The organism is Pseudactinotalea sp. Z1748 (assembly GCF_049725185.1).
In the GTDB taxonomy this organism is placed as follows: Bacteria; Actinomycetota; Actinomycetes; order Actinomycetales; family Beutenbergiaceae; genus CALKWS01.
Genome location: NZ_JBMPQB010000002.1, coordinates 598,463 through 621,506 on the forward strand (window position 1 = coordinate 598,463; position 23,044 = coordinate 621,506).

Annotated in this window: 15 protein-coding genes; 13 read left to right on the forward strand and 2 right to left on the reverse strand. The window is 62.3% G+C overall.

What is annotated here, in order from left to right; all coding sequences use genetic code 11:
* Positions 1 to 63 precede the first annotated feature (63 nt).
* A complete protein-coding gene (locus ACO0LU_RS07115) occupies positions 64 to 1,953 on the reverse strand; it encodes an N-acetylmuramoyl-L-alanine amidase (RefSeq protein WP_424790699.1) in 1,890 nt (629 codons plus the stop codon).
* A 960-nt stretch (positions 1,954 to 2,913) separates the two neighbouring features.
* On the opposite strand from ACO0LU_RS07115, the gene ACO0LU_RS07120 reads away from it, so the two are divergent.
* The 9 genes from ACO0LU_RS07120 (at position 2,914) to ACO0LU_RS07160 (ending at position 16,843) form a co-directional block, all read left to right on the forward strand.
* Complete coding sequence (locus ACO0LU_RS07120) at positions 2,914 to 5,196, forward strand: glycosyltransferase (protein WP_424790700.1); 2,283 nt, start codon at positions 2,914 to 2,916, stop codon at positions 5,194 to 5,196.
* A gap of 217 nt (positions 5,197 to 5,413) precedes the next feature.
* The gene (locus tag ACO0LU_RS07125) at positions 5,414 to 6,445 is read left to right on the forward strand and encodes a class I SAM-dependent methyltransferase (protein WP_424790701.1); all 1,032 of its coding nucleotides are present in this window, start codon (positions 5,414 to 5,416) and stop codon (positions 6,443 to 6,445) included.
* A 117-nt stretch (positions 6,446 to 6,562) separates the two neighbouring features.
* Complete coding sequence (locus ACO0LU_RS07130) at positions 6,563 to 7,825, forward strand: nucleotide sugar dehydrogenase (RefSeq protein WP_424790702.1); 1,263 nt, start codon at positions 6,563 to 6,565, stop codon at positions 7,823 to 7,825.
* Positions 7,826 to 7,890: 65 nt separating this feature from the next.
* The gene (locus tag ACO0LU_RS07135; protein ID WP_424790703.1) at positions 7,891 to 8,700 is read left to right on the forward strand and encodes an ABC transporter permease; all 810 of its coding nucleotides are present in this window, start codon (positions 7,891 to 7,893) and stop codon (positions 8,698 to 8,700) included.
* Positions 8,687 to 9,550 (forward strand): ABC transporter ATP-binding protein, encoded by an 864-nt coding sequence (locus tag ACO0LU_RS07140; RefSeq protein ID WP_424790704.1) that lies wholly within the window; start codon positions 8,687 to 8,689, stop codon positions 9,548 to 9,550. The genes ACO0LU_RS07135 and ACO0LU_RS07140 overlap by 14 nt, the downstream gene beginning before the upstream one ends.
* 66 nt (positions 9,551 to 9,616) lie before the next feature.
* Positions 9,617 to 10,531, forward strand: coding sequence for a glycosyltransferase family 2 protein (locus ACO0LU_RS07145; RefSeq protein ID WP_424790705.1), 915 nt, complete (start codon positions 9,617 to 9,619; stop codon positions 10,529 to 10,531).
* A 174-nt stretch (positions 10,532 to 10,705) separates the two neighbouring features.
* Positions 10,706 to 12,712 carry an acyltransferase family protein gene (locus tag ACO0LU_RS07150; RefSeq protein ID WP_424790706.1) on the forward strand — a complete coding sequence of 669 codons (2,007 nt, stop codon included), beginning with the start codon at positions 10,706 to 10,708 and terminating at the stop codon, positions 12,710 to 12,712.
* Positions 12,713 to 13,039: 327 nt separating this feature from the next.
* Entirely contained in the window at positions 13,040 to 14,590 is a 1,551-nt protein-coding gene (locus tag ACO0LU_RS07155; protein WP_424790707.1) for a stealth conserved region 3 domain-containing protein, read from the forward strand.
* Positions 14,591 to 14,683: 93 nt separating this feature from the next.
* A complete protein-coding gene (locus tag ACO0LU_RS07160) occupies positions 14,684 to 16,843 on the forward strand; it encodes a CDP-glycerol glycerophosphotransferase family protein (RefSeq protein WP_424790708.1) in 2,160 nt (719 codons plus the stop codon).
* Between the two features lie 20 nt (positions 16,844 to 16,863).
* Here the strand turns inward: ACO0LU_RS07160 and ACO0LU_RS07165 are convergent, their stop codons facing one another.
* Positions 16,864 to 17,637, reverse strand: coding sequence for a glycosyltransferase family 2 protein (locus ACO0LU_RS07165; protein ID WP_424790709.1), 774 nt, complete (start codon positions 17,635 to 17,637; stop codon positions 16,864 to 16,866).
* Between the two features lie 143 nt (positions 17,638 to 17,780).
* Here ACO0LU_RS07165 and rfbB point away from each other — a divergent pair, with 143 nt between their 5' ends.
* The 4 genes from rfbB to ACO0LU_RS07185 are packed head-to-tail and all read left to right on the forward strand — an operon-like array spanning position 17,781 to position 23,043.
* On the forward strand, positions 17,781 to 18,791 hold the full coding sequence (gene rfbB, locus ACO0LU_RS07170) for a dTDP-glucose 4,6-dehydratase (RefSeq protein WP_424790710.1): 1,011 nt from the start codon (positions 17,781 to 17,783) through the stop codon (positions 18,789 to 18,791).
* A 1-nt stretch (position 18,792) separates the two neighbouring features.
* The gene (rfbD, locus tag ACO0LU_RS07175) at positions 18,793 to 20,202 is read left to right on the forward strand and encodes a dTDP-4-dehydrorhamnose reductase (RefSeq protein WP_424790711.1); all 1,410 of its coding nucleotides are present in this window, start codon (positions 18,793 to 18,795) and stop codon (positions 20,200 to 20,202) included.
* A 49-nt stretch (positions 20,203 to 20,251) separates the two neighbouring features.
* On the forward strand, positions 20,252 to 21,442 hold the full coding sequence (manA, locus tag ACO0LU_RS07180) for a mannose-6-phosphate isomerase, class I (RefSeq protein WP_424790712.1): 1,191 nt from the start codon (positions 20,252 to 20,254) through the stop codon (positions 21,440 to 21,442).
* Between the two features lie 56 nt (positions 21,443 to 21,498).
* Positions 21,499 to 23,043: a hypothetical protein gene (locus tag ACO0LU_RS07185; protein ID WP_424790713.1), complete on the forward strand. Its 1,545-nt coding sequence runs from the start codon at positions 21,499 to 21,501 to the stop codon at positions 23,041 to 23,043.
* Position 23,044: the final 1 nt, after the last annotated feature.

Here is a 23,044-nt window from a genome sequence, read left to right on the forward strand (position 1 = left end):
CTACTCGGTGGCGTCCCTAGGTGTGCCAGGCTCGGGGGTGGGGGTGCCTCTCAGTGTCAGTGGCTAACGCCGGACACCGAAGGTGTCCCGCCCGTCTCCATTCCAGTCACCCACAAGGACGACGTCGTCGGCACGACCATACCGGAGGACGACATGAGCGTCTCCGCCCGAGAGGGTGTTGCGGATGTGGTACTGCTGGCCGCGCCGAATTGCGAAAGTGTCGCGTCCGTTGCCGTTCCAGTCGCCGACGAGCACGGTGTCATTGGCGCGGCCGTAGTTGATGACGACGTCGGCGTCGCCACCGGTCATGGAGTTCTTGACGTGGTAGATGCTTCCGCGTCTTACCGCGAAGGTATCGCGTCCGTTGCCGTTCCAGTCGCCGACGAGCACGGTGTCATTGGCGCGGCCGTAGTTGATGACGACGTCGGCGTCGCCACCGGTCATGGAGTTCTTGACGTGGTAGGCGCTTCCCCGTCTTACCGCGAAGGTATCTCGCCCGTCGCCGTTCCAATCACCTACCAGGACGACGTCGTTGGCGCGACCGTAGCGGATCACGCGGAACTGCTGCCCCGGATGCCGGTCATAGACCAGGTACATGTTGCCCCGCCTCAGCGCTAACGTGTCGCGTCCGTTGCCGTTCCAGTCGCCGACGAGCACCTCGTCTGTGGATAGGCCGAGACTGAACGCAAGGTGAGCGGGTCCACCAGCCAAGTCGTTGCGCAGGTGGTACTCATCGCCATCGACTAGCGTCGCTACCTTCTCGTTGATCATCGCCATTCGTGCGTAGATATTGTTCCCTGGACATGTCGTTGACCCGACATCGCGATGGGCGAAGACGCGCGGCAGGTTCTGCCCCCTGGGCCGAGCACTCGTGCCGGGCGAGGTCATCCCGCTTGGCGTCGCCATGTCGATGCCTGCGGCGGCGAACTTCCAGGCGATGACCTCTGCCATCGTGTCGAGGATGGACTCTGGCGCATGGACTGCGGAGTAGTCGCCCAAGACGGAGATGCCTAGCGTTCCGTCGTTGAAGCCTAGGGCGTGTGCCGCCTGTGGCATCTGGCCATGCGGCGCGGCGAAGGAGCCAGTGCGGCCTTCGAAGACTTGACCGTACTTGTCCACAAGGAAGTTGTAACCGATGTCTCCCCACCCTCGAGTGACCGCGTGGAAGTGATAGATCCCTTGAACGATGGCGGGTGACTGGGCGGCGGTGTAGTTGTTCGTGCCGGCTGTGTGGTGGACGACCGCGGCACGCAGATCTCGGTTGCTAGGCGTCCAGGTCATCTTCGATTCATCCGCGCGCCAGCCTGATCGTGTGATGACACGGGGCGCGCTCGCGGTCGCGCTCGTCGGGGCCGCCATTGATGCTGTGCCGGACTCGGTGCTGTTGGTTTGTGCCTGGGTCGAGAGTTCCGCCACGTCCTCCTCGGTGGTGGCCTGGCTCTCCTCCATGGTCGGCTCTGCGGGGATGAGGTGGAGCCTGAGGTTAGACGGAAGGGTTCCCACGGGACCGACTCGCAGTTGGACCCCGGTGGCCCCGCCGACGATATAGGGCTCGGTTCCCCCGTCTTCCACATCCTCCCCGGCCTCGGGTTCAAGCTCTGACCAGGCAGTCCATTCACCTTCGGTTTCAACGCGGATCGCGATCTGTGCGCCTGGATCTTCAGGGCCATCCCATGTGGCCGCCGCCACGTAGAATTCGGGGACCTCAAGGGCGGCTGTGATGAGATCCGAAGTGGCCGCATCCGTGGCCGTGGCCGTGGCCGCGTCCGTGACCAAATCGGTCTCTGCACCGTCTTCGGTAGTGATCGCGAGAACAACGACGTCGTTGGTCTCTCCGGATGCCTCCTGGTCCGGTTCATCCGCGTCCGCCAGCGCGGCGGGCGCGGTAAGCCCCAAGGTGAGGACACTGATGATCGTGCCGTAAGCCGCTAACCGTCTTCCCCGTGTAGCCATAGCCCGAAGATAACCCGCGCTTGGTCCGAGCCCGGGCATTTACACGCCATGGATGCTCGCACCACTTTGGCGACGAGCCATCGTGCATGTGCTTGGGGCTGGCGAACGAGGCCGCGCTTTTGCGAACTCTAGCGACTCGCTGTGCACGCAGGGTTCGGCGGGTCCACACCGCACGGCATCACACAGGGAGGCCTAAACTCCACCTAGTACGATGAAGCGCTGCATGGGCCGACGCAACTACGGGAGAGTGGGACTGTACTCATGACTGGCACGGGCTGGCGGCGCCACGCTCCCTGGGTTCTCTTGGCCGCCCTGACACTCACCACACTGCTGCTCGTCAATATGCAACTCTGGACAGCCGCTGCCAACGGAATAGCCCTGATTGGGGCATTCATTGGTGTTACGCTCCTTGATTTGCGTTATAGGTGGGGGCGATTCGCGACACGAATCTACAGACTACGATCTGAAATGCGGAAGATCGGCGAGGATCTCGAAGGCGTCCGAACTGCGCTCGACGGGATCATGGAAGATAGCAATGCTGACCAACTCCGCCTTTACGGCATACTGGAGGCCGAACGAATGCGGAGCGCTGAAAGAGCCCGCGAACTACGCACAGAGTTATCGAGGACTGCAGAACGACTGGAAGATCTTCGACAGAGTCTTGCTCACGCGCCAGAGAGTCCGGGATCGTAGATGATTCGTAGGTGTGAATGTGTAAGAAGGTAGGCTAGCCGGGTATGAGCGATGATGCATCAAACTGAGAGTCCATCTGAGTCGATCAACTCCAAGTCCCGATCGCGGACGGCGCTGCCCATTCGCCTATTGGACGATTATGCGACGATCATGCGAAGTCGGGGGCCAAAAGCCGCCGCTCGAACGCTCTTGCGTCAGCGGTCGAGCGCCCTTCGTGACGTGATGGTCTATGTGGCAACCCGCGGAGCACACGCAAGTTGGGAGGGTATGCTGCGCGTCCTTGATATGCGCCGCATAGACTTCGATGAGAAATGGGCGGCTTACCTAGCGTACGCAGTCGCGCTGAGCGGGCAGGGTAAGCGAGCCCTAACCGATGCGCTCTCACTCTATGACGAACTGAGCCCTGCGGCTGTTAGTAACTACATGGTTCATTCAAAGGTTTACGCTGAGCTCTTGATGGAGTTGGGATATTACCAAAAGGCGCACGACTACTTAGGTGAAAACCCTGCATTGCGCGAACTTGAGGACGACTACCTTTGGATAGACGTCCTCAATCCGTACGTCGAGGGAGCCATTGGAAGTCGAGACGATTGGTGGCGGCTCTTCCAGGGGCGCTTCACGAAGCGAAATCTTGCCGGCCCGATTCTTAGCAGTGACGGTAACGGTGACAGTGACAGTGACGTGGTGCCCTTTGACCAACTCGATTCGCCTGCCCTGACGCCAATTACCTCTGGCCCGCTCGTCTCTGTGGTTATGACGAGTTTCCGACCTGACCGTGCCTTACGAACGGCTGTCGCATCGATCCTCAATCAGACTTGGCACAATATTGAGTTACTAATTATTGACGATTCCTCTCCGCCCGAGTTCCAACCACTGCTACGTGAACTCGAGTCGATAGATGAGAGAATTCAGGTCATTAATCTTCCCGAGAACGTTGGGACGTACGCAGCGCGTAATGTCGGCCTGCGAGAAGCCGGCGGCACCTTTATAACTGGCAGCGATTCGGACGACTGGTCGCATCCCCAACGCATAGAATTGCAACTGGCACCGATGCTTAAGCATCCTGATATCACAAGTACGGCTAGTAGAGCCTTCCCGGTATCCGAGAAGCTGCAGAATTTTCGAGTCGGCCACAGACCGTCGAAAGTGAATGTTTCATCGCTGATGATTCGACGGTCCGTGCTGGATGTGGTGGGAGAGTATGACCGCTCGCGTAAGGCAGCGGATTCGGAGTATATGGAACGTGTAGGTCGTGCAAGTGTTCCCACGCATCTAGTAGAAGAACCGCTCGCCCTTATTCGGATTAAAGACGGTTCGCTATCACGCAATGATTTTGGCCCGTTCTGGCGGCATGAGTCGAGACGGTCGTATGTTTCAGCATATCGTTGGTGGCACCGGAACTATGATATGGCAACGCAAGGGTTTATGCCGAAGGAGGCGCGCCCGTTCCCTCTTCCGGCCTCCTATTATGTGAAGAGGCAGCCAACCGGTACATATGATGTGATCTTCGCGTCGGAGTGGCGACGATACGGTGGTCCTCAAAAATCGATGATCGAAGAGATCAAAGCGCTGACTTCTGCGGGCTATAGAGTGGCGATTTGCCAAATGTATGCGGCGCGCTTTATTTCCGTATCCGATGGTGTGCATTGCCAACCGATTCAGGAGATGCTTAATTCCGGTGAAGTTGGCGAGGTCTACCTTGACGATGAGTTGACCGCAAAGTTGCTGGTTGTGAGGTATCCGCCGGTGCTGCAATTCCTTCCAGATGCGCCAACCCAATGGAATGTTCAGCGTTTGATTGTTCTTGCCAATCAAGCTCCGTCGGAACGGGACGGTTCCGACACGCGGTACAGCGTCGAAAATTGTCATAGCAACGCGAAGTCGTTCTTTGGGCGTGAGCCTCTATGGGTTCCACAGGGGCCCACAGTTCGCAGTGCTATCTCTGCTGATGTGCCAGAAGGCCACTTAGCTTCATTCGACATGCCTGGGATTCTCGCGCAGGATGAATGGTGGACGGAGAGGGTTTCCTTCCGTTCCACCCGTCCTGTTATCGGGCGACACTCGCGGGATGACCCAATGAAGTGGCCGCAGAGTAGGGCTGTTCTAGACTCAGTCTATCCTGCGGATTCCGAGTTTGATGTCCGTGTAATGGGCGGTGCGCGCTCGCTGAGCAAGGGCTTTGCTGATTGGAAGTCTCCTGCGAACTGGCTAATTTTCCCTAGAGATTATATGAGTGTGCGCACCTTCCTGAATTCTATTGACTTCTTTGTGTACTTCCAGAACGAAAACGCATACGACGCGTTCGGACGTTCGACGTTGGAAGCGCTAGCTTCGGGGTGCGTGGCAATCCTGCCCCACCACCTTGAACCAACCTTTGGTCCCGCGGGCGTGTATTGTGACCCGTTCGAGGTCCCTGATGTAGTCCGTCGATTCTACTCAGACCTAGACGCATATGTGGCTCACTCTGTTCAAGCGGTGGAGTATATCCAACAGAAGTTCAGCCATTCGTCCTATGTGCACCTGGTTGAGCGTTTGCTGGCATTGGAATAGATTTTGGATCGTTCGCAAATCGTGTTGGATTAGCGCCTGATCGGCCTGACATGTACCACTTCTGACGCCTCTCGTAAACCGCATTTAAGGCGAGCCAGCCGTCTCCTTGCACCAGGCTTCGTTGATGAGGGTTCGTGATGGTGCCAGGCTCCCGGCACTGCCGTACCCTTCGGAAGATGGAGGGTGTCGGCGATGGCCGCGGGACTAGGAGGATCAGATGCGACGTCGTGCACGGTTGTTGGGTTGGCTATTTGTAGCCGTCTTGGCGTCCGCCGGGGTGGTCGCAGTGTGGGCGGGGCGCGTGATGTGGCTGCTGGCCGCTGTGCTCGCATTAGTAGTCTTCACTGCTGCACTCTTGGTCGAACTCGGTAAACGGGCCATAGATTCGGAGAGGCTTTCGCGCGAAGTTCTACGCAGGATGCGGAAGCAGGTAGCGCTTGCAGAAAGCGGGCTTCAAGCGGAGGCAGATAGGCGTGCCGGTCTCCTCTTATTGCACGATGAACTGGCGCGGCTCAGGGTCGACATCCAATCGGATCGCGACGGTTTGCCCGTTCGAGTGGGCACGGAGATTGCCGAGCGCATCAAACGTTCACAGCCAGACCTGCTTCGTAAAGTCTCTTACGAGACCCGCGAGCAGTTGCGGGACATGGAGGCTTTTGCCTACTTATATCCCCAGGTTCATCCTGCTGCACTAATGCCGCCCCTAGGGCGTTGGTCTATGGATGTGCGCAATGTTGCGCACCTGACGGATCTTATCCGCCAGCGGGTCCCACGTCGCGTGCTTGAACTGGGGGGAGGGGCGTCAACAGTTTGGCTTGGCTATATTCTGCGAGAAATTGATGCGCGAATGTTGTCCGTGGACCACGATGAGAAATTTGCGTCGATTACTCGTGGAAACATTTTGCGTCACGGCCTCGAGGCCGTCGTGGATGTTCAGATTGCGCCGCTTAAAGAATCTGAAATCGCTGGTCGCGCAGGAAAATGGTATTCAGCAGAGTTGTTCACCGGGTGCGGTCCGATCGATTTGCTTATCGTGGATGGACCTCCGGGAAGGTCGTCCCGATTTGCTCGACTGCCAGCTATCGAGTTCCTCAAGGGCGAACTCGCGGAAGGTGCTCTCGTTGTTCTTGACGATGCTGATCGACCCGCAGAGGCGGCAGCTGTGGCGTCGTGGATCAAGGATTACGGGATGGAACAGATCGATATCGGTGTCAGCGGACTCGCGGTGCTGCAATGGTCTAGCACCTGAGGTTGACGCCGGCGAGTGTGTGGTGGCCTCCGACACGTCTGGCGTATCCAGAGCGGCGCCTAGGGAATGTGCGCCTATGCTGTGCAACGTTCGTGGCTGGGAGAAGGAGTCTGTGCGATGTTACGGGACGCGGTGGTGTTGGGCCTGGGTTATGTGGGTTTGCCGTTGGCGCAGGAGGCGGTGCGTTCGGGGTTGGGCGTGCTGGGTTTCGATGTCAGCGCGGGGGTGGTCCAGGGTCTGAACGCGGGTCGTTCGCATGTGGATGATCTCTCCGATGCTGATGTGGCGCAGATGGTGGAGGCGGGTTTTCGGGCTGATACCGATGAGTCGGTGATCGGGCGGGCTCAGACCGCGGTGATTTGTGTGCCGACGCCGTTGTCGGTTGATGGTGGCCCGGATCTGGGGCCGGTGGTTGCGGCGGGTGCGGCGGTGGGGCGCCAGCTCCGGGCGGGGATGACGGTGATTTTGCAGTCCACCACTTACCCGGGCACCACCGATGAGGTGTTGGTGCCGTTGTTGGAGGAGGGTTCGGGTTTGAGGGCCGGGGTGGATTTCCATGTGGCGTTCTCTCCCGAGCGCATCGACCCGGGTAATGCGCGTTTCGGGATGCGGAACACTCCCAAGGTGGTGGGGGGCTTGACCCCGGAGAGTACGGCGGCGGCGGTGGGTTTTTATGAGCGGTTCGTGGACACGGTGGTGCCGGCCAAGGGCCCGCGGGAGGCGGAGATGGCCAAGTTGTTGGAGAACACCTACCGCCACATCAATATCGCGTTGGTCAATGAGATGGCCCGGTTCGCCCACGAACTGGATATCGATCTGTGGAATGTGATCGATATGGCCAAGACCAAGCCGTTCGGGTTCCAGGCGTTCTATCCCGGCACCGGGGTGGGTGGGCATTGCATCCCGATCGATCCGAACTATTTGTCCTATAACGTGCGGACCCGGCTGGGGTATCCGTTCCGGTTCGTGGAGTTGGCCCAGGAGATCAATGCCACGATGCCGGGGTACGTGGCCCGGCGGGCCCAGGACATCTTGAACGAGGACGCCCTGGCCATGCGCGGGGCCAGCGTGCTGCTGCTCGGGGTGACGTACAAACCCAACATCGCCGACCAGCGCGAATCCCCGGCCGTACCGCTGGCGAAAGCCCTCCGCCGTCACGGTGCTACCGTGGCGTTCCATGACCCGAACGTGGCCCAATGGCATCTCAACGGTCACACCATGGACCGTGTGGGGGACCTGGATGCCGCCGTTGCCGAGAGTGATTTGGTGATCCTGGTGCAGGACCACGCCGAGTATGACGTCGACGCCCTGGCCAAGGCCTCCAAACGGTTCTTCGACACCAAGGGCAAAGTCACCACCCCCGGAGCGCACCGGCTGTGAGCAACGTGCGGGTGAACTCCCCTGAAGGTCCATCGGAACTTTCTCGGCTCGCAGCACAGCACGGCTTGACCAAAGTCGGTGAGCGGCCGAGCCTGACCGGGTACCTACGAGAACTCTGGGACCGACGATCATTCCTCTGGGTGATGGCGTCGTCGCGCAGTTACAGCCGTAACCAGAACAACGTCCTCGGTCAGTTGTGGACAGTCCTGAGCCCGTTGACGCTTGCAGCGGTGTACTTCGTGGTCTTCCAGTTGATCCTCGACACCAGCAGGGGTGTGGACAACTTCGTCGGCTTTCTCACCATTGGGATCTTCATCTTCCTGTCGTTCGCGGCGACGGTGCAGGCCGGGGCGAACGCGATTCTGTCCAACCTGAACGTCGTTCGGGCGCTGCAGTTTCCGCGGGCGATTCTGCCCATGTCGGTGGCTCTTTCCGAGATGCTCATGCTGCTTCCCGCCATGGCCGTGATGGTGATAATCGTGCTAGTCACTGGGGAGCCCGTTTCCTGGTCCTGGCTATTGTTGCCCGTGGCGCTGGCGATCATCCTGATCTTCACTGCTGGGCTATCAATGCTCGCCGCGCGGATCGTGGTCGCCGCGCGTGACCTCCGAAACCTGATCCCAGTGAGTGTGCGGATGTTCCGCTACATCTCCGGGGTGTTCTTCTTGATCCCGACCTTTACCTCAGGCGTCTTCGGTCTGATCCTGATGTACCAGCCCGTTGCCGTCTACCTCACGCTGGTCCGCACGATCATGCTGGATCAGTTCCCACTGGACCTGGAGTTGTGGCTTGTCGCCTTGGGCTGGGCCGTGGGCTTCTTCGTGGTCGGGTTCCTCGTCTTCTGGCAAGGGGAGGAGCAGTATGGCCGAGACTGATCCGCGCGATTTCGACGAAGTCGACCATGACTTCGACGATGACAACGACTACGGCGATCCGGAACCTGGAGAGCCCGGCCCAGCCGAACGAACGCCGTCCATCATTATCGATGACGTCCATGTGAAGTACCGCGTCTTCGGTGGCAAGAAGAAGTCCGTTGGCCCGGAGATGGGCCGGATCAAAAGGTTCTTCAATCGGAGCCGGGGGCATGTTGGAGCGGTCAACCACGTCCACGCCGTGCGGGGAGTCTCCTTCGTTGCCCACCATGGGGAATCCGTCGGTCTGATCGGGATGAACGGTGCCGGCAAGAGCACCCTCTTGCGTGCGATGGCGGGCTTGATTCCGCCCAGTTCTGGCTCGGTTTACACCGCCGGAACCTCCTCACTTCTGGGGGTCAACGCAGCGTTGATGAAGTCGCTGACTGGCGAACGCAACGTCATGATCGGTGGGCTCGCTCTGGGACTGAGCCCGCAGGAAGTGCGCGATCGCTTCGATGAGATCGTGGATTTCGCCGGGATCGGAGACTTCATCCATATGCCGATGAGCGCTTACAGTTCCGGCATGGCCGCCCGGCTTCGGTTCGCTATCTCTACCGTGGCCACACCGGACGTACTGATGATCGATGAGGCCCTAGCGACCGGAGATGCGGAGTTCAAGAAGCGTAGCCAGGAGCGCGTGAAGGAGATCAGGAAAAACGCCGGGACGGTCTTTCTGGTCAGCCACTCGATGAACTCCATCAAGGCGATGTGTGAGCGAGTGATCTGGATAGACAAGGGCCAAATGAAGGCGGACGGGCCCGTCGATGAGGTTATCAAGCAGTACCGCCAGGCCCTGAAGCGTCGGTCCTAACGGCCGTCGCATCACGACGGAATCACCATGCACGTGGAAGACCGCAAGACGAACTACCCGGTCCGAGTGGCGATCGCGGTCATCACGTACCAGCGACCCAACCTGCTAGCGCAGCTACTGCAGAGCCTGGCCGATCAACGGCTGGAGACGGAATCTCTCCAGGTTCGGATCGTCGTCGTCGATAATGATCCGAAGGCCTCGGCCGAAGGAACCGTGCAAGACGTGCAACCTGCGGTGCCCTGGGCGATCACGTATGTGGCGGAGGCTGATCCGGGAATTCCGAGTGCGCGGCAGCGTTCGGTGGACCTGTGCCCGGAGGATGACGTGGTGATCTTCGTCGACGACGACGAGATCTGCCCGCAAGGGTGGTTGCAGGCACTGATCACGCAGTGGCAGACCAGCGGTGCTGACGTCGTCACGGGGCCTGTGCATGGCATTCTGCCGCCGGACGTGCCTTCGTGGAACCGTTACTCCGATGTGCACTCCTCTCGAGGTAAGCACCGAACTGGGGAGTTGCTCACCAAGGCCTACACCAATAACACTCTCGTGACTCGAGTCGTCCTCGACGCGGTGACTCCCACCTTCGACCCGAGGTTCCGCTTCTCCGGTTCCTCCGACCTGCACTTCTTCCAGCGCGTCCATCGGGCCGGCTTCGCGATTGTGTGGTGTGAGGAAGCGGAGGTCCGTGAGCACGTGCCCCCTGAACGGACAACTCTGCGGTGGCTCGTCCGCCGGGCCTTTCGTTCCGGCGCCGGGGACACCATCAGCAGACGCCTCATCCGGCCCGGAGTTACATCAATCGTAGAAGGGTTGGCGTTCGCGACGGCTCGATTGGGAAGTGGAGTCGCGTTGATGCTCGTCGGGCTGCTTCCTGGTCAAGGGCATCATCGGATCAAGGGCGTGCGCCGTTTCTTCTCTGCTGCGGGCAGTTACGCGGGGCTCATAGGCATCAATTACAACGAGTATCGGCGGTCGAGTTAGGCGGCTGGAGAGAAGGTGATCACGCTTCTAGATCTGGGCAGCATTTGCACCCACCAAGGTAGGCTAATCTACATTAGATGCTGGCATGCGGCGAATACCGGGGGTTGATTTGGAGTACGTAGCGGAAGGGCATCTTTGAATACTCCTCGCCATGCTGCGCTGCGAGGCCCGGACGTGCGAAGGTTCCGTCCGGAGATCGAGGGCCTTCGAGCCATAGCAGCGATCCTGGTTGCGATCTATCACGTATGGTTCGGGAGGGTCTCCGGAGGTGTGGATGTCTTCTTCCTCATCGCGGGATTCCTCATCACTACATCGCTGCTCGGCCAAGTCGAGCGCTTTGGCCGTGTGGATGTTCGCCGGTATCTGTCGCGATTGGCCAAACGCCTGCTACCAGCTTCGGTGACGGTCCTCTTCGCCGTCCTGATTGCGACGCGCATATGGATGCCGATCACACGCGAAAGCGCCACGTACTCTGAAGTCCTGGCCTCGATCTTCTATCTGGAGAACTGGGCATTGGCTTCTCAAGCGGTTGACTATCTGGCCCGCGAAACTCCCAGTAGTCCAGTTCAACACTTTTGGGCAATGTCCATCCAAGGCCAGTTCTACTTGATCTGGCTGGCTGTGTTTGCAGTTGCCCTCTGGATTGGACGCCGAAATTTCCGGCGGTCGCTGACCTACGTCGTAATGACACTATTTGTCGTCTCGTTTGTGTACTCGATCTACCTAACTGAGGCGAACCAGCCATTCGCCTACTTCCACACGGGAACACGAGTGTGGGAGTTCGCTGCGGGTGGGCTACTAGCCCTCGCCATTACTCGAATCCGCATCCTGCCGGGTGCATGGGGTGCCCTAGTCAGCTGGGTCGGCTTGGCGATGATCGTTGTCACCGGATTCGCGCTCCCAGTTGCTGATGCTTTCCCGGGTTTCGTGGCGCTCTGGCCCCTAAGTGGTGCGGCGCTTGTTCTGATTGGAGCAGGATCTCGAAACCCGTTTGGTGCCGACCTTCTCCTATCATCCCGACCACTGGTCTACATCGGAGGCGTCTCCTATGGGCTTTACCTGTGGCACTGGCCGGTGCTGACCTTCTACCTGTTGCGTAGCGGCGAGGCCACCGCGGGCCCTCTGGCAGGTGTTGTGATCATCGCGTCGGCGTTCCTGCTCGCGATCCTGACCACCCGGTTCGTGGAGCGTCCTATCCGTTCGGGCACCGGGATCAAAGGGTTGGTGAACCGAGTCTTCCCGAGGCGGGAGTTGGCCCTTCCAGCCGTGGGCATCGTGAGTGTCTTGGCGATGGCGGCCGCGACCGTGGGGATGAGCGCCTACGCGGATCGAGGGGTATCGGCGCAGGTCGAAACGGGTTCCGGGGATCACCCGGGCGCAGCGGTGATCCTTGACGGTCATAGTCCCTTCCGAAACTACTCAGTTGAGCCCTTACCGAGGCTCGCCGAGGCTGCTGATGATCGGGCTGACGTGTCGACGAACGGCTGTCACCAAGGGCTGTATGAGCCGGAACTCATCACATGTGAGTACGGCCGAGCGGATGCTGACGTCGTCGTGATGCTGGTAGGAGGTAGTCATTCAGCGCACTGGTTTCCAGCCCTCGAAGTGATTGCGGATGCCCGTGAGTGGCGACTGGTCACTGCAACGAAGAGTTCCTGTCTCTTCAGTACGGATCCACCAGGCTCGGGCCAGCAACTGCAATCGTGCAGTGAATGGAACGATGCACTGTTTGCCGAAATTGTTGAGGAAGCTCCAGATCTTGTTCTTATGACGGCCACGCGGGGTCAAGGCCGCGAGGAACATGTACCTGAGGGATACGTCCAGATGTGGCGGGCGTTGGAGGACCACGACATTCACATCGCGGCACTTCGCGACACTCCTCGCTTCGACTCTAATCGCATTGACTGCCTCGCCCAGCACGGAATCGAGACTGCCGCATGTGATGAACCGCGTGAGTTGCACCTAGCCGACGAGAATCCGACTAGTGAAGTCGTAGCCAATCTCTCCAACGTCTCTGTTATCGACCTCAACCAGTACTTCTGCGACTCGACATGTGACGCGGTCATTGGCAACGTTGTGGTCTATTACGACGCACACCACATTACGGCTACCTACGCGCGTAGCGTGGCACCGATGTTTGAGGTTGAACTGGTCGGGGTGCTCGATCGACGTGCAGCGTGAACAAAATGGTTCAGAAATCCCGTCAAGCCGTCCCGCACGGCGGTGAACCAGGGGCAAGTCGTGCCCACGGCCATGGGGCTAGAGCGATCGGTTCAGGAACTGGGGCCTACAGATTCCATGCCATGCTGGGCGGTTCGTAGGCTGCTATCGTCCACGGACCCCCCAGTGCGAGGAGGAACCATTTCACTCGCGAGTATGCGTGATCTGGCCGGTGTAGCCAGGCGGCGATTGATGTTCACCTACCGCGTGCGTCGCCGCGTCGTCAGGACGGTTCACCACGCCGCTGAGCGCCTCACGTTGCTGCAGCGCCTTCTTCCGAATGAGGCCATGCGCGCCTCACAACTGGCCGACAACCTGGAAGTGGCAACGCACCAGGCGCGGTTCGTCGTGGCCCATCGGGAGCCGCAGGTGACGGTGTGGCACCTGGCCGCCCAGACCGCAGATGACGTGGCAGACGCGCTCCGGTCAGCCGGCGTGCAGTTCTTCGCCATGCACCGTCCAAATACACGGCTCTCGCGGTGGGGCGTGCCGCGGCACCAATTGGCACGTGCAGTCATGGCGATGGGGCAGGACCTGGGTAACCGCGCCTTCTACTATCAACTCGCTCCACGGGCACCAGGGCGGTTGGTCGCGAAGGGCCTCACCGCCGAGGAATTGGCCACCACCGAGGAGTTCCGGATCTTCCGGTACGTCCGGTGCGGGATCACCGGGCGGATCTACGGCGCAGCCGAGGGCTGCAGCATTGCCGTCTGGGATGAGGACGACGAGCGCGACACCTTCTTCACCCTCGACCGGGGCAGCATCACCCAGGAGATCGACCGCACTGAGTCCCTCCCGTTGGCTACCCGGCTCCGATGGGACGGCCGGCCCGAGCCGGTTCTCGCCGGCGTGCAGAGGGATGCGTCCTCGATCGAGTTCCCAATCGACGCGGTCTATCTCTGGGTCGATGACTCCGATCCCCGGTGGCGGGCGAGGAGATCCGAGGTGCGACGTTCCTTGGGAATGGAGGACTCGTCCGGGGCGGCAAGCGATGAGACCATCGCAGCGCACCGGTTCCGCGACCGGGGCGAGTTGCGCGCGTCGTTGCGGTCACTGCAGATGTACGCGCCGTGGATTCGGAACATCTACCTGGTGACGGACCAGCAGCGACCCGAGTGGCTCGACGCCGACCACGGACGCATCACGATCGTGGACCACCGCGAGATCTTCACCGACCCCGGTGTGCTGCCCTCCTACAACTCGCACGCGATCAGTTCACAGATACACCGGATTCCTGGGTTGTCCGAGCGATACCTCCTGATGAACGACGATGTGATGTTCAACCGTCCGGTGACGCCCTATCACTTCTTCACCCCGACCGGTGCCTTGCGGATCTTCTTCTCCCGAAGCCGCAGACCGGACATCTCACGTAGCCGGCAGACGTCCCTGGAACGCGCCCGCTCGAACTCGGCAGACCTTCTCCAGCGCGACTTCGGCCGGCACGCCTCACTTCTCTTCGGACATGTAGCCGTGCCGCAGCGCAAAGACATCGCCGAAGAGTTGGAGCAGCGCTATGCCGAGGAGATTGCACGAACCGTAGCCAGCCCGTTTCGGGCGGAAACCGACGTGGTGGTCAACTCCTGGCTCCACATGTACACCGCGCTGTTCACCGGACGCGGAGTGAGTTCGAGGATCCGATACGGCTACTTCAATGTGGGACGGCCCGAAGTCCGGGAGAAAATGGAGCGGGAGGGGTATACGAGGCGGTTCCAAATCGTCTGCCTCAATGACGTGCCCCCGCCAGGTGGTGAGGACGACGCCGACCCGGAATGGCTCGCCGACTGGTTGATGCAGGCCTTCCCGATTCCGGCACCGTTCGAGTTGCCTTCCGGCCGTTAGCGGTACCGCGCCCCCGTCTTGATCTACCCCTCAAGGTGTGGTCCCCTCCCGGGCTGGGTAGCCTGTCGAGCCAACAGATCGGAGCCGTGCGAAGTGGATGATGTAGCGCTCGTGGTGCGGGTGCAGGATGACGACCTCGCAGACTTCCAGCACCTCTCGGCGCGTGCAGTACAACTTCGCAAGGTCGGATTCGGGCAGCTCTCCTTCGCGGCGAGGGAGCACGTCGCCCGGCACCTGAGGAGGTTGCTTCCCCTATCTGACGGAATCGAGATCCTCTCCCTGCCCGCTGGCGGCTGGTGGGATCATCTCGCGCGGGCGTCGCGGTGCTCGTTCCTGGCGACGATCTCGATCTCTGACCTTGACGATGACGTGAGCCCCGGGCGAGTCCTCCGTGACGTCACCACTGCGCGCGAGGCTGCGCGGGACGTGGCGCGTCACACTAACGAGCCGATCTTCTTGGCCCTCCCGTGGTCCGACCGGGCACTCACCGCCGCCTACGTCGATCACGTGCTCGAAACCCCGTCAGACGAACAGATCGTCAACTATGCCGGGCACGTTGCGCTCAGCGCGAGCCGGGTGATCGCCGAAGGGGTCGATCGACGGGCTGGAGCGATGCAAGTCCAAGTGCTGCTTGATCTGCCTCTCACCCAGCCGGCGCCGTGGCGGGTCTCGATCACAGCAGGAACGTCACAGTGCCTCGTAGCTGAGTCCGCACCAACCGTGCTGCGACGGTTCGATGTCCGGAAAGGGACGCTCCAGCGCCATCGCATCGAAGCGGAGGTGCCGCTTCGTCACGTTCCCGACGGCACCTACCCCCTCGGCGTCCGCCTACTCGATGCAGCTGCGGTGCCAGCCAGGAGCCGCCCGCTCCGACCGAGTGCCGGCGCCACCGCCTGCGCGCGTACTGTCAGCACCGCCTGGCTCGATGCCGGGCAGCGACGGCAGTTGCGCTACCTCATCCGCCCCATCGGGCGACGGGGCGAGCGGTTGGGAGTCACCGTGCAGCACGGCGTGGGCAGGACAGCGGCATGGCGGTGGCGGGCACGGCGATTGCGTGACGACGTGGCTCACGTGCTGCACGGCCCCGGCGGCCGGCGGATGCGGCTCCTGGGCCTGTTGCGTCTGCTCAGTTCGCCGCTGTTCCTCCGGCGTCGGCCCTACGTGATCGGGGAGCGCCCCGGGTTCGCAGACGACAATGGGCTACACCTCTTCCGGCACCTACGCAGGGTGGCCCCGCGCCGGCCGGTGTACTTCATCCTGGACCGGCACGTAGCCCAGTACCGGGAGCTGCGCAGGCTCGGCCACGTCCTGCCGCATTCTTCCTGGCGTCACCGGCTGCTGATGCTCCACGCCGAGGTACTGGCCGATTCCCACTCGCTGAAGTACCTGGTGCCGAAGGGCTGGCCGAGACGGAACTATGAGCGGCACCTCGCCTGGCGGATCGGAGCCATCCGGGTATTTCTGCAGCACGGCATCCACCTCAGTCCCGAAGCGGTGAACCGCCGTAGCACCGGATACGACATGATCGTCACGAGTGTCCACGATGAGACCGTGGCCCTGGAGGAGGCGACCGGCTACACGAACCAGCTGGTCGAGACGGTTCTGCCGAGATTCGACGCTCTCATTCCGCACACCTCTACCCACACGATCCTGGTGATGCCCACCTGGCGGCGCTACTTGCCCTCCCCAGGGTCTTCGGATACCGACCCGTTCGAAGGCTCCGCCTACGAACGGTTCATCTTAGGACTGCTCCACAACCCCTCACTCAACGAGGTGCTGACGGCATACGACTACCGCCTGCTGGTGGTCCCGCACGTCAATATCGCACGAGCCATGACCGGATACGAGTCGGGCCACGAACGGATCACCCTCGACACGGCCCCGCGGAGGTCGGTGCAGGAACTGCTCCTCGACTGTGATGCGCTGATCACCGATTACTCCTCGGTGCATTTCGATGCCGCGTACATGGGCAAGCCGGTGATCTACGCTCGATTCGACGAGGCCGAGTACGAGGCCAGGCACGCCCGTCGGTCATGGTTCAACTTCGACCGTGATGGGTTCGGTCCGGTAGTGCGCAGCCTGGAAGACCTCACCGCCCAAGTCGAGAAGGTGCTGGCCCGGGATTGTGTTCGGGAAGACGAGTACGACAAGCGCGCGAAGCGGTTCTTCGGCACCATCGATCACCACAACACCGAGAGGGTGGTCCAGACGATCGATGATCTGATTGCCACGAGCAGGAGCGCGCTTCGCTAGCGGGTCGCCCAGCCGCAGTTTCAGATCCGCCCGGTCCGCACTGAGTGCCACGCCGCCCCGGCCAGCGCCACGGCGGCCCGCGGTACGGAGAGCCCTTCGTGACGCCGGTACAGCGCCCAATTGTGCGGGATCAGGGCCACCTTGTTCGACGACAACGAGCCCGCCCGCCCGGCCCGGTAGATCGCCAGGGGTTCCCGGACACTCTTGGCGATCACGCCTCCGCGCATGATGTCCAACCAGAGCGCATAGTCCTGGCGTTTGCGCAGGTCCGGCATCAGTCGTGTACCCAGCACATCGCGGGCGTACATCGCCGTGAGCGCCCCGATGCGGTCCTGCAGGAGCATCGCGCGGTAGTCCACCTGCGCCGGTGCCCACACCACCCGGTCGTTCGGGACGAAGTCAGCGGCCTCACCGCTCCAGTCCCCGCCGACTTTGTAGTAGGAGGTGAACGTCAGCGGGGTGGCAGCGGTGGCAGCGAAAGCCACCTGGCGCTCCAGTTTCACCTCCAACCACAGATCGTCGGAGTCCAGGAACGCCACATAGTTGCCGCGGGCGCGGCGGATCGCGGCATTTCGCGCCCGAGCAGCACCGCCCGAGGTGGGCATGCGCTCCGGGCGGACCCGTTCGTCGTCATCGGCGAAGGCCTGCACCTGCTCCCAGGAGTCGTCCGTGGAGCCATCGTCGGTGATGAGCAGTTCCCAGTCGGTATGTGTTTGGGCGAGCACGGACCGCACCGAGGCGCCCAGCGTGGTCGATGAGTTGTGCACCGGCATGATGACCGAGACCAACGGCATACCTCACCCTTTCCTCGGTGGCCGACCCGACCCGGTGGCATCGTAGGACCTCCCACGGAGCCGCACGCTCAACCACGGTACCGGCACATCGGTGGCCTTACTTATGCCAGCCGCGGCCGCAACTCAGTCGCTACAGTTCAGTAATGCGCAGGATTCTCGTCACCGGCGGTGCCGGCTTCATCGGTTCCAACTTCGTGCACTACCTGGTGGAGCACACCGACGCATACGTGGTGGTGCTAGACAAGCTCACCTACGCGGCCTCGCCGGAGGCGCTGGAGCCGTTGCCGGCCGATCGCGTGGAGTTGGTGGAAGGGGATGTCACCGACACGGGCCTGGTGGATTCGTTGGTGGGCAGTCTCACCGGCGCCGAGGACGCCGTGGTCCACTTTGCGGCGGAGTCACACAACGACAACAGCCTGCGCGATCCCAGTCCATTCATCCGCACCAACATCGTGGGCACCTTCGAGATTCTGGAGGCGGTCCGCAAGCACGGGGTGCGGTTGCATCACGTGTCCACCGATGAGGTGTACGGGGACCTCGAGTTGGATGATCCGGCACGGTTCACCGAAACCACCCCCTACTTGCCCTCGAGTCCGTACTCGGCGTCCAAGGCCGGTGCCGACCACCTGGTGCGGGCGTGGGTGCGTTCTTTCGAGGTGGCGGCCACGATCAGCAACTGCTCGAACAACTACGGTCCCTGGCAGCACATCGAGAAGTTCATTCCCCGCCAGATCACGAACGTGCTCGCCGGGGGCCGGCCCAAACTCTACGGGGCTGGTGAGAACGTGCGGGACTGGATCCACGCGGCCGATCACTCCTCGGCGGTGTGGACCATCCTGAACCGGGGGCAGATCGGGCACACCTACCTGATCGGTGCCGACGGGGAACAGAACAACCTCGAGGTGGTCCGGATGATCCTGAGCATCCTGGGCCGCCCGGAGGACGACTTCGACCACGTCACCGACCGCGCCGGGCACGACCTGCGGTACGCGATCGACTCGACCAAGTTGCGCACAGAACTGGGCTGGGAGCCGCAGTTCGCGGACTTCCGCGCCGGGCTGGCGGACACGATCGAGTGGTACCGGGCGAATAGCGAATGGTGGCGCCCGCACAAGGACGCGGTGGAGTCGGAGTACGCGGCCCGGGGACAGTGACGTGGCGGGCCCGAACGAACTGGCCGTGCACGGCACCGCCGTCCCCGGCCTGTTGGTCCTGGACCTGACGGTTCACGGGGATGCCCGCGGCTGGTTCAAGGAGAACTGGCAGCGGGCCAAGATGGTCGCCCTCGGGCTACCGGACTTCGCACCCGTGCAACATTCGGTGGCGTACAACGCCGCCGCCGGGGTGACCCGGGGCATCCACGCCGAACCCTGGGACAAGCTGGTGTCGATCGCCCACGGCAGGGCTTTCTGCGCATGGGTGGACCTGCGCGAAGGGCCGGGGTACGGCGCTGTGCACACCGAGGAACTCGATGAGGGTAAAGCGGTGTTCGTGCCCCGCGGGGTCGGCAACTCCTACCAGACCCTGGTCGATGGCACCGTCTACTCCTACCTGGTGAACGCGCACTGGTCCCCGGAAGCGTCCTACTCCCACCTCAACCTCGCCGATGAGTCGGTGGCGATCCCATGGCCCATCCCGCTGGGTAGTGCGGAGATCTCGGAGAAGGACCGCAACCACCCCCGCCTTGCCCAGGCCAGCCCGGTGACACCTGCGCGCACGGTGATCCTCGGCGCCACCGGGCAACTGGGCACTGCACTGCAGGCGGCGCTGCCGCACGCGCACGCACTGTCCAGGCAGGAGGTGGACCTTTCCGACCCCTCGGCTATCGCTGACCTCGACTTCAGCGACGTCGGGGTGGTGATCAACGCCGCCGCGTTCACGGCGGTGGACCAGGCCGAGACCCGGCAGGGTCGAGCGGCGGCGTGGGCCGTGAACGCCACGGCGGTCGCTGCGCTGGCCCGGGCGGCCCAGGAGCACCGCTTCGCGCTGGTGCACTACTCCACCGATTACGTCTTCGATGGGCACGGCGGGTCAGGACCGGGGGGCGCCTACCTCGAGACCGACCCGATCAGCCCGGTCAGCACCTACGGGCAGAGCAAGGCAGCCGGGGAGGCTGCGGTGCAGCAGGTGCCGCAGCACTACCTGATCCGGACCTCCTGGGTGGTAGGGGAGGGCAGGAACTTCGTCCACACCATGAGGTCCCTCGCCGAGCGGGGCGTACAACCGAACGTGGTGGACGACCAGGTGGGTCGGCTGACCTTCACCTCAGATCTCGCCGCCGCCACCGTCCACCTGCTCAACTCGCGTGCTCCCCACGGCACCTATCACGCCACGAACAGCGGAGAACCGGCCAGTTGGGCAGAGATCGCCCGCCGCGTGTACACGCTCGCCGGCCGTGACGACGGTGACGTCCACGCGGTGTCCACGTCGGAGTATCTGGCGGGCACGGACCAAACGGTCGCGCCACGACCGGCGATCAGCACCCTGGACCTGGCGAAACTGGAAAACACGGGACTGACGATGCCCGACCAGTGGGACGCGTTGGAGCAGTATTTAGCTGGCTAGACAACCTCAGCGCACGACTACGCTCTCGCATTGAGCGAAAGGAGGAGCCGTGCTCGTCCGGATACGAGGCAGCGAACGAAACTACGCCTGGGGTTCGACCACCACCATCCCGCAGTTGATCGGTCGCGAACCCGGGACTGAGCCGGTGGCTGAACTGTGGTTCGGCGCCCACCCGGCCGCACCCTCGACCCTGCCCGACCGTGCCGGAGTGAACCTGCGCGAGTACCTGCTGACCGAGTTCGAGACCGCGCTGGGGCGGCACGCACTGGCCAGGTTCGGCCAGCACTTGCCCTACCTCCTCAAACTCATTGCCCCCGCCCGCCCGCTGTCGTTGCAGGTACACCCGAACCTGGCGCAGGCCCAGGCCGGGTTCACCGCCGAGGAGTCCGACGGGCTCCCGCGCGACGGCGCCACCCGCCTGTATCCGGACCCCAACCACAAACCCGAACTGCTCTACGCGATAACTGAGTTCCGCGCCCTCTGCGGGTTCCGCACCCCACGCCGGGCCCTGGAACTGGTCAGCGGGCTGGATGCCCCGCTGGCCCGGAAACTGGCCGGGATCCTGGCAACCGACCCCACTGCAGTTGGGGTACGCACGGCAGTCACCGAACTGCTCACCCCCGGTGCGGTGCCCGCGGCGGAGACTCGCGCCGTCGTGCGGGCTTGTGCCGAGCGCAGGGGGGCTCGCGGCGCATCGGTGCGAATCGATGCGATCGTGGCTGAACTCGGGGCAACTCACCCCGGGGACCCCGGTGCGGTCGCCGCGCTGTTGCTGAACCCGGTCACGCTGGCACCGGGGGAGGCGCTGTTCATCCCTGCCGGAACCCTGCATGCCTACCTGCAGGGCCTGGGTGTGGAGTTGATGGCCAACTCCGACAACGTCCTGCGCGCGGGCCTGACCAGGAAGCACATCGATCCCGAAGCGGTGCTGAGCACCATCGACTATGTCACCGCGCCGCCGGTGCGCATCGCCCCGGAGATCACCGGACCCACGCGGACCTTCTATGCCCCGGTGGAGGACTTCGAGATGTCCATCACCACCCTGGGAAGCAACGGTGCGGTGGAGATGCCAGGGCGAGGACCGCGGATCGTGCTGTCCATCTCCGGGCAGGCGCAGGTATGCACCACCGACGCCGGGCCGGTTCAACTGGGCCCGGGGGAGGCGGTGTTCGTCCCGGCCACGGCCGGCCACGTGATCGCCGACGGCGATGCGCACCTGGTGCAGGCCGCAGTGCCGTGAGTTCCTATGAAATCGGCAGAGGGTGCGATCCTTTGGGTATCGATAGTGTCCCGGACATGAGCATGCCAGTGAACTCGTGGCCCGATCACTTCTCGCCCACGGTGGTACGCGGTGCGCACGGTAGTTCTGCACTCTCCAGTCTCAGTGTTGCGCTGGAGGCGTGGCGGCGCGGCTTGACCGTCACCTTCCACAGCCACGACTTGGAGTGGTATTCGATCAGCAGCGACGAGCAGAATGTCCGCTTCAACTTCGCCCGGCCCGATTCGATCACCAGCCAAGCCGACACCCAAGTGATGGCCCGGAAATGGGATACCAACCGGGCCTTGGAAGCAAGCGGCGTGCCGGTGCCGAAAGGGGTTCTCCTGGCGGCGGGATCGGTTACGGAGCAGGAGTTGCGCGAACAGGCTGACACTCTCGGCTACCCCCTCGTACTCAAGCCGAATAGAGGGTCGATGGGCCGAGGCGTATTGGTGAATCTGCGCACGTGGGAGGAACTCAAGGCTGGATTCGATCACCTCGTGGGTCCCTTGGGGAAGAAGGAGGTCCTGATGGAGACGCACCACGAGGGTGATGATCACCGGCTGCTGGTCATCGGCGACCGCATGGTCGCCGCAGCTCGACGAGTTCCCGCCAACGTGACGGGCGATGGCGAGCACACCATCTCGGAACTCATTCGATTGAAGAACAAGTCTCGTGCCGGGAACCCGTTCCTCTCGACCGGACCGATCAAAGTCGATTACGAGGTCCTGGGATGCTTGCGAGAACAGGGCCTGGAGCCCGATACCGTGCCGTCGGCAGGGCGGTACATCTACTTGCGCAAGATTGCGAACGCGTCCGCGGGCGGTGACGTTATCGATGTCACCGACGACATGCCGGACGAAGTCAAGGATGCGGCAGTCAGGGCAGTACAGGCGATACCAAGAACGGTGATCGCCGGTGTAGACGTCTTGTATGGGTCCGATACGTTGTCGAACACCGAGTACACCATCATCGAGTTGAATCCTCGTCCGCACATCGGGGTGAACATGTATCCGTCGGTCGGCACCGGTCCTGACGTACCGCGGGCGTACATCGACTACCTGTTTCCGACGAGTTCGCGACGGGAACTGCCGGGCGACCGACTTCTCAAGTTCAATCTGCAGACGATCCGTGAGCCGTTGCGGACCGGCGTGGCCGACGGGGTGACGGTCGCGAACCTTCCGGATCACGACTTCCCCTATCGCCGGCGCTTCCGACTGCAGGAAGGCGCCAACACTCGAAGGATCAGCCGTGGCCAGCGGCGCAATCTGCTAGCGATCGCGCGCCGTGACGGCGTGGCGGGCTACATGCGTCCGGTCAAAGAGGCCAGCAGTAAGCGGAAGCGCACGTTCTTGAGGACCCTACGTCGCCGGCTGTTAGAGCGTTCCATCCCCGAGGTCGGCTCCGCCGTCGAAGTTGTGCTGGCCGGCGCGGACGAGCAGTCCACGCGCCGCATGCGGGTGGCCATCAGCAAGCATCTCGGCGCTCTGGATCAGGGGCAGGAGTGGAGACGTGTACTGACCACGGGATTCTCCATCGACCCAGCACTCGTATCTTCTGCCGGTAGGCAGGAGCAGGAGTAGC